Genomic DNA, 7,523 nt, shown 5'->3' on the forward strand with positions numbered 1-7,523 from the left:
AAGTCGCTTCATAAAGGAGCATCCTATGATGTCAGCTTGGAAATGCACAGCATCGTTTTTCCTCAGCGAAAACAATGACCTCGAGGGTGCACGCATCTTTAACACCTTTGCCGAAATTGGATTTGTCTTTTGTCGTCTGGACCGCATGGCCGTAAGCGATCCAGTCGACAACGGACCCGCCCAGACCGGGGATGACGCCCACGATAACCCCGATGATAGAGCACCGCACAGACAGCCAGATATTGGCAAACCAGTCTTTGACACCATCGATCCATCCACCGCCGATTTGCGGCTCTTGGCTGATGGCGCGGTCTTGACGCAGCAGCGAAATAATCTCGGGGATAGCAAAGATGCCAAGACCTACGATTACCAGCTTTAGCCCGTCAGTCAAATAGGGGTAGTCGTAGGATGACATCCGCAGATCGCCCGAAGAGGCACCTTCGCCGATCGTGCCGATCAACATGCCAAGACCAGCCGCAACAATCCCTTTGATCGCAATGCGACCGGCCAGAATACCGACCATCGACAAGCCGAAGATAGTGATCATCAAAAGCTCTGGTGTGCGGAATTCCAGCACGATTGGACGTGCAATCAGGATGAACACCGTCAGAAAGCTGGCCCCGACAAGTCCGCCAAACAAGGAAGAGGCGAATGCCGCTGAAAGCGCGCGTGCTGCCTGACCCTTTTTGGCCATGGGGAAGCCGTCCAGCACGGTCGCCTGACTGGCCGAAGATCCGGGAATGCCCATAAGAACAGAGGCAAACGTATCAGATGTCGGGACAACCGCGACCATCCCGATCATCAGCGCCAGACCTAAAATCGGGTCCATGCCGAACATAAACGGTAGCAACAGCGATAGACCTGCAATGCCACCCAATCCTGGGAATACCCCGATGCACAAGCCCATCAGCACACCCATTACCAGATATCCCAACACCACCGGCTGCAATATCAATGACCAGGCGTCGCCAAATGCAGGCAGAGCCTCCATGATGACTTCCATGAAATGATCCTCCCACTTTCCTTGGGAAAACGCCCTGCCGCTGAGGGCAGGGCGTTCACAAAGGAAAGTTTAGTTCAGCGAAACGCCGTATTTTTCCTGCAGCCAGTTCACGATGAACGCTTTGGCTTCGGGCGATACTTTGGTCGCACTCGCCTTGGCCGTTTCAGCCGCAGCACCGGTCATCTGGGGGTATTCACCTAGACGCTTGCCCGAGATTTCCTTGAAATCAGGGCGTGCCTTGATCGCCTCAAAAGCGGCTGTGTAGGTGGCCATTGCGTCAGCCGTGGCCCCTTGTGGCAGGAAGACCATCTTTTGCGCAGGGAAACCCGCGATAAAGAAGGCTTTCCACGCATCCCATTTCTCGCCCGAGGTCTCGCAGCCTTCGGTGCTTTCGCAAACTTCCTTGAAGGTCGGGACGTCAGGGAAAGTGGGGTCACGCACGATGTTGCCTGCATCATCCAAGGCACCCCAAGTCATCATCGGCACCGCTGTACCCGCCTCAACCAATGGCGTCACGCCAGATAGGTAGGAAGAGGATGTCTGATAGTCGATATTGGCTTCGCCACGCTCGAACATCAAACGACCATCACCGCGACCCTTGATGCCCATAACGCTTTCGACGTTCAGGCCCAGCATTTCCCATGCCAGTGTTGGGACCAGATCAAGGCGCGTGGCACCTTGGTTGCCATAGATAAAATCTGTGTCCTGCAAGCCGGTGGCGTCCAAGCCATCCATCTTTGCGGCCAGCTCTGGCGGCAGATAGGCCACGCCACCGGTGCCAGAGGCAAGAACCACGTTCCAGTCAGAGTATTCGAATTTTACCCGTGGATCGCCCAGCAGATAAGGGAACTGTGTGGAGCCTGAAGACCCGAAGATCAGGGTGCCGTCGTCATAGGTCTGCTCTTGGAAAAAGTTGGCCCCTTTGGTTGAACCTGCTCCTGGCATAAACTTCACAACGATAGTCGGCTGGCCTGGTAGCGCTTCGGACAGCAACGGCGCATAGAAGTTGGCCCATTTTGCAGAGCCGCCAGTCTCGGAAAACGGAATAATCCATTCTACGGTTTTACCCGCCAGATCGATGCCATGACCGCCGGCATTCGCTTGCAGACCGAATGTTGCAGTGGCCGCGGCCACAAGGCTCATGGCCACGCGGCGCGTGGATTTGAAAGTGGACATATATTCCTCCCGGTTTTGTATGCCCCTTCTCCCAAAGGGGCTAATTTCGAATCGCTCCGGGGGTGTCCGCCCCCGGTTGATGTATTCCTTTTGACCTGCGAACCTTGCACCAGACTTGCACTATCGGGATTTATTCAAATTGCGGATCACACTTGTTGAGGACAACGTCAGCCTTGCAAAAGGTATCACCTACCGTCTTGAGGACGCTGGGCATGCTGTGGATGTGTTGCATGACGGCAGTGCCGCACAGGATTATCTGGCCCATGATCAGGCCGATTTGGTCATCCTTGATATCAACCTGCCCGGTCAGGATGGGCTATCGCTGCTCAAGCAGATGCGCGGGCGGGGCGATACCCGGCCTGTGATCCTGCTTACCGCACGTGCCGAAACGCAAGATCGCGTGACAGGCCTTGATGCGGGGGCCGATGACTACCTGATCAAACCCTTCGAGATGGCAGAGTTGGAGGCTCGGGTGCGGGCCCTGTTGCGCAGGCGGGACATTCCGCAGCAACAGCTTCGCACCTTCGGAGCGTTGCAGTTTGACCCCGCTGCCCGCCAATTGTTCGATGGCCAGACCGAAATTGACCTACCTCGCCGCGAGATGTCGGTCTTTGAATGCCTCTTGGCTGCAGAAGGGCGCACGGTTTCGAAAACCGCCGTTTTGGATCATGTCTATGGCGTGGGGGCAGATGTCGAAGAGACCGTCGTCGAAGTCTATGTTTCGCGCCTGCGCAGCCGCCTGAAACAACACGGTATCAATATCCGTACGCGACGCGGTATTGGCTACCAGATGTCAGCCGGGACATGACCATGAAGTTGAAGTCTCTACGCGCGCGGCTCATCCTCATTATCCTGCCGCCGCTTCTGGTCATCTCTCTTATCGCCGCCGCGTGGCAATTCCGCACGACAACAGATCGCGCCGAAAACATTTTTGATCGCGGTCTCTTGTCAGCGGCGCTTGCGATCTCGCGCGATGTGGCTCTGTCTGATGGCGACGCGATCAGCCCATCCACTCAGCGGCTTTTGAACGACACATCCGGAGGGCTTATCTTCTATCACGTCTATGCGCCTGACGGGGTGTTCGTGACCGGCTACTCAACGCCGCCCGTTTTGCCAACCGCCCTTCCAGATGAACCAACCGATCCGCAGTATTACAACAGCACCTACCAGAACGAAAAGGTCCGCGTCCTGCGCTATCGCGACAGTACCGTCGTAAGTGGCGTGGCTGGGGTTTTCAGTATTACCGTTTGGCAAAACGCGGACGTACGCAGCAGTTTTGTGCACGATGTCCTATCACGCTCCTTCGCGGTGATCACGCTTCTTGTACTCAGTGTGGCGGTGGTGGTCTGGTTCGGCGTCGGGCTGGGATTGCGCCCCTTGCTTGATCTGGAACGCGCTATTGCAAAACGCAACCCAAGTGAACTTGAACCCATACGCCGTGCCGTGCCTGCTGAAGCACAGGGTCTTGTAAATACGCTCAACGCTTTGCTGGACCGCATTTCGCGCCGGATCAGCTCCAAGGATGAATTTATCTCCAACGCGGCTCACCAACTTAGAAACCCCGTTGCCGGAGTGCTCGCGTTGGCTGAAGCCGTTGAAAGCGCGCCAAACCCGAAAGCCGCACAAAAGCGTAGTGCCGAATTGCTGCTTGCCGCAAGAGAGGCCAGTGATCTGACGAATAAACTTTTGTCATTCGAACGGGCAAGCGGCACAGATATTCTGCGCTCAGGATTACCCGTCGAACTCGGAACTTTTGTGCGCAACGTCGGGATCGCGTTCACCCAGCAACTTCCCGATAGTGGTGTCGAGCTTGCCTATGTCCTCCCCTCAACGGATGTAATTGTAACAGGGGATAAAACCATGCTGCATGAGGCCGTACTGAACCTGCTTACCAACTCAATCATCCACGGCGGAGCGGAGCTGACACAGATCACATTGGATTTGTCGCAGGACGGATCAAACGCAATTTTGGTCATTAGTGACGATGGCACAGGCATCCCTGCAGACCGTCACATTGAAGCTCTCAGCCGTTTTTCGCAAGCAGGTGGAGGGCCAGGCAGTGGCTTGGGGCTACCCATTGCAAGCAGAGTATTGGAAAATCATGATGGTCTCTTAGAGATCCTGGAAAGCGCATCGGGCGCATCGATCAGGTTAACGATACCTTTGGCAACTTATTAAAACGAGAATCGCCGCATGCGTGCCAGAAGATCAGATGCTTAAGCTTGCACTTAACTGCTACAACGGTTTGATCGACAGTAGGATTGAAATTTTCAAATATTTATAAAAATTTCAAATGCTTAATTCTAGCTATGCACAAGTTTTAGCTAAGACAAGCAGGTCAGGATTAAGTCCAGCCCTTCTGATATCCTGTGTCGCAGGGAAGGGTGGATCGAACAATACGCTTCAGAAGTTTGAAACCGATGATCTTTCACAGAATGCTTGGCAGACAAGTCGATCTTTCTTGCATAGAGTTCCGACCAAACTTCCGGCTCTGCGAACATTAACTCAAAGGAAGGATCGGATCCATGTTTCTAGATCATTACGGCAATGAGACTACTGTGGCATCCCAAGCGGCATTGGACCAATACGACAGGGGTGTTCAGTTGTTTTTAGGGGCGGGTTTCGGCGCGACTGAAGCATTTCGATCTTCAATTGAATTAGACGATAGATTTGCACTTGGGCATGTTGCACTAGCAAGGTCACTTATGATGTCTGGCCAAATGCCGCAGGCAAAGGTTGAGATGATCCTTGCCCGAGAACTCTCGCCAAAACTGGACAACCGCCAGCGGCAGCATATTGAATGTTTCGCGTTGCTATTTTCCGGACAACCAAGCAAGGCGCGCGCGCTGGTTAAGCGCCACGTTCAGGACCACCCCCGCGATGCGCTTGTTGCTCAACTTTGTTCTAATGTTTTTGGACTGATCGGGTTTTCAGGCGAAGTTGGCCGAGAGGCAGATTTGCTTGCCTACACATCAACGTTGCTGCCGCACTACGGTGACGATTGGTGGATGATGTCGATGCACGCGCTTTCGTTGTGCGAAACAGGGCAGATCGCAGCATCAAGCCGATTGATGGACAAATCACTTGCGCTGAACGCGCGCAATGCAAATGCTGCACATTTCAAATCTCATGCGCAGTATGAGGCTGGTGAGACGGCTGCAGGGCGCAGCTATCTGACCAATTGGCTTGCTGATTATGATGATCGTGCAGTCTTGCATGGCCATTTGAGCTGGCACGCCGCCCTGTGGGCCCTGCATGATGGCGACGAAGCGGCAATGTGGGCCGCGATAGATTCCGGTGTCGGACCGGATTCAGCAAAGGGCCTGCCAATCAATGTCCTAACCGACACGGCTGCGATCTTGTATCGCGCCGAACTCGCGGGTGTTTCAGTCGCTCCGCATCGGTGGTTGGCGTTGAGCGAATACGCTAAACGCTTCTTCCCTGATACAGGGCAAAGTTTCGCGGACCTTCATGCCGCCTTGGCGCATGCTATGGCTGGAAATGGCGAAGATTTGGCGCATATTTCAGACACTGCCACAGGATTTGCAGGGGACTTGGTGCGACCTGTTGCTCGCGCTTGGCGCGCGATTGCCGCGCAAGACTGGGATAGCGCGCTTCTTGAACTTGTTCAGGTCATGGGGTCTACAGAACGACTTGGCGGCAGCCGCGCTCAGCGGGACCTTCTGGAATTGACCTATGCGAATGTCCTGCTGAAACTCGGGCAGACATCAGAAGCGCGCCGAAGTCTGGCAACGCGTAGGCCTATTTTTGCGCACACAGCACCATTGATGGATTTGCATCCTTAGGGAAGAATAAGCGCTAGACGGAAACGGTTTCAAAATGTCTTTTCATAGACGGACGCTGCATAAACGCCGCAGCGTATGCTGACACAGGTGACTGGCCAGCTGGTCCAAGACTGGGCCAAGACGGGACCGGCGGTCATGTTCCGCCGATCCCGAGTGAAAATCAGCGTGTCAGTTCGGTCCAGATTCGGGTATAGAGATCCTGCGCTTCTGGTTCGCAGAGAGACTGGTCGATGGCCGCGCCTTTCAGTTCCTCTGGCACATTAAGCTCGGGCGCGTTGACCAGGTCGGGGTTCATGAACTCTTCGGATCCCGCGATGCCGTTGTTGTACATCGTGTAGTTCGAGATCATCGCGGCATTCTCTGGGGTCATGATGAAGTTCATGAACAGTTTCGCGTTCTCGACATTGGCCGCATCGGACAGAATTGCGACGCTGTCCATCCATTGCATATATCCGGTTTCCGGCCAGCCATAGGCGAAGCCGTCGTTCAGGCCACGCACACGGGCGGCGGCACCGCTCCAGAATACCGAGGCGTTAAGATCTTCGTTGATGAACTTCTCAAAAGACGGATAATCGACCGAGGCCCAATTCTCCTTGGCCGAAAGTAAAAGATCGCGCGCCTTGCTGAGGCTTTCGCGGTCGGTGGTGCAAGGTTCCGCTCCGATATAGCGCAGGGTCATGTCGATCGTATCGTTCATCGACGGCACCAGATTGATGCTGCCCTTCAACTCATCCGGCGGATCGAGGAAGATCGCGGCGGTGTTGATATCGCCGTCATAGACCTTCTTGTTGACCATGACGCCGGTGGTGCCCCAGACCCACGGCACGGTGTACTTGCGCTCCGGGTCGTTGGAGATGGATTTCCACTGTTCCGCGACGTGCTTGAAGTTCTCCATCTCGGTCGGGTTGCTCTCCATCAGCAGACCCTGTTCGACATAGGCCGGGATAAAGTAGCCGCTGATGATGGCCACGTCCATGCCGTGGCCGCCGGCTTGGATGCGGGCGATGGCCTCTTCGTTGGCGACGAAATCGGTCAGGGTGACCTCGACGTCGTATTCTTCCGAGAATTTTTCGAGCAGGTCCGGCGGGGTGTAGAGCCCGAAGTTGTAGATGTTCAGATTGCCTTCGGCCGTGGCGGACTGCGCGAGCAGGGCCAGACTGGCGGCAAGCGCGGTGCGAGTAGGGGTGAGTTTCATTGAAAAGCCTCCGATGTTGGATTGGGGTTGGCAGTTTCTTCTTGGTTATTCCTTGGTTCGGGTAATGACCCACGAGGCCGCGACGATGGAGATGCTGGCAAAGAGCAGCAGCGCCGATATCGCGTAGATTTCCGAGGTCAGATTGCGGCGCAACTCGCCCATCAGATAGGTGGGCAGGGTTTCCTGGCCCGGCGATTTGACGAAGCTGCTGACAACCACATTGTCGAGCGAGATCACAAAGGCCAGCATGAAACCGGCGAGGATCCCGGGCAGCAACAAAGGCAGCGTAACGCGCCGGAAGGTGTAGAAACGGCTGGCGTATAGGTCCATCGAAGCGGTCTCA

At 55.1% G+C, this 7,523-nt stretch carries 6 protein-coding genes and 1 pseudogene; 3 read left to right on the plus strand and 4 right to left on the minus strand.

Features of this window, described 5'->3' with window-relative positions; all coding sequences use genetic code 11:
• Positions 1-103: 103 nt before the first annotated feature.
• Positions 104-1,003: pseudogene (locus ABYT07_RS17345) on the minus strand (tripartite tricarboxylate transporter permease); the annotation flags it as partial.
• A 69-nt stretch (positions 1,004-1,072) separates the two neighbouring features.
• The gene (locus ABYT07_RS17350) at positions 1,073-2,179 is read right to left on the minus strand and encodes a tricarboxylate transporter (protein WP_372993287.1); all 1,107 of its coding nucleotides are present in this window, start codon (positions 2,177-2,179) and stop codon (positions 1,073-1,075) included.
• 139 nt (positions 2,180-2,318) lie between these two features.
• On the opposite strand from ABYT07_RS17350, the gene ABYT07_RS17355 reads away from it, so the two are divergent.
• From ABYT07_RS17355 to ABYT07_RS17365, 3 genes are all read left to right on the plus strand, one after another.
• Entirely contained in the window at positions 2,319-2,987 is a 669-nt protein-coding gene (locus ABYT07_RS17355) for a response regulator transcription factor (RefSeq protein WP_372993288.1), read from the plus strand.
• The gene (locus ABYT07_RS17360) at positions 2,984-4,357 is read left to right on the plus strand and encodes a sensor histidine kinase (RefSeq protein ID WP_372993289.1); all 1,374 of its coding nucleotides are present in this window, start codon (positions 2,984-2,986) and stop codon (positions 4,355-4,357) included. The genes ABYT07_RS17355 and ABYT07_RS17360 overlap by 4 nt, the downstream gene beginning before the upstream one ends.
• 530 nt (positions 4,358-4,887) lie before the next feature.
• Positions 4,888-5,985, plus strand: coding sequence for a tetratricopeptide repeat protein (locus ABYT07_RS17365; protein ID WP_372993290.1), 1,098 nt, complete (start codon positions 4,888-4,890; stop codon positions 5,983-5,985).
• A gap of 160 nt (positions 5,986-6,145) precedes the next feature.
• Here the strand turns inward: ABYT07_RS17365 and ABYT07_RS17370 are convergent, their stop codons facing one another.
• A complete protein-coding gene (locus tag ABYT07_RS17370) occupies positions 6,146-7,180 on the minus strand; it encodes an extracellular solute-binding protein (protein ID WP_372993291.1) in 1,035 nt (344 codons plus the stop codon).
• A gap of 45 nt (positions 7,181-7,225) precedes the next feature.
• Positions 7,226-7,523: ABC transporter permease (locus ABYT07_RS17375; protein ID WP_372993292.1), on the minus strand; the 298-nt coding region annotated here is incomplete at its 5' end.

The organism is Sulfitobacter sp. (assembly GCF_041552635.1).
In the GTDB taxonomy this organism is placed as follows: domain Bacteria; phylum Pseudomonadota; class Alphaproteobacteria; order Rhodobacterales; family Rhodobacteraceae; genus Sulfitobacter.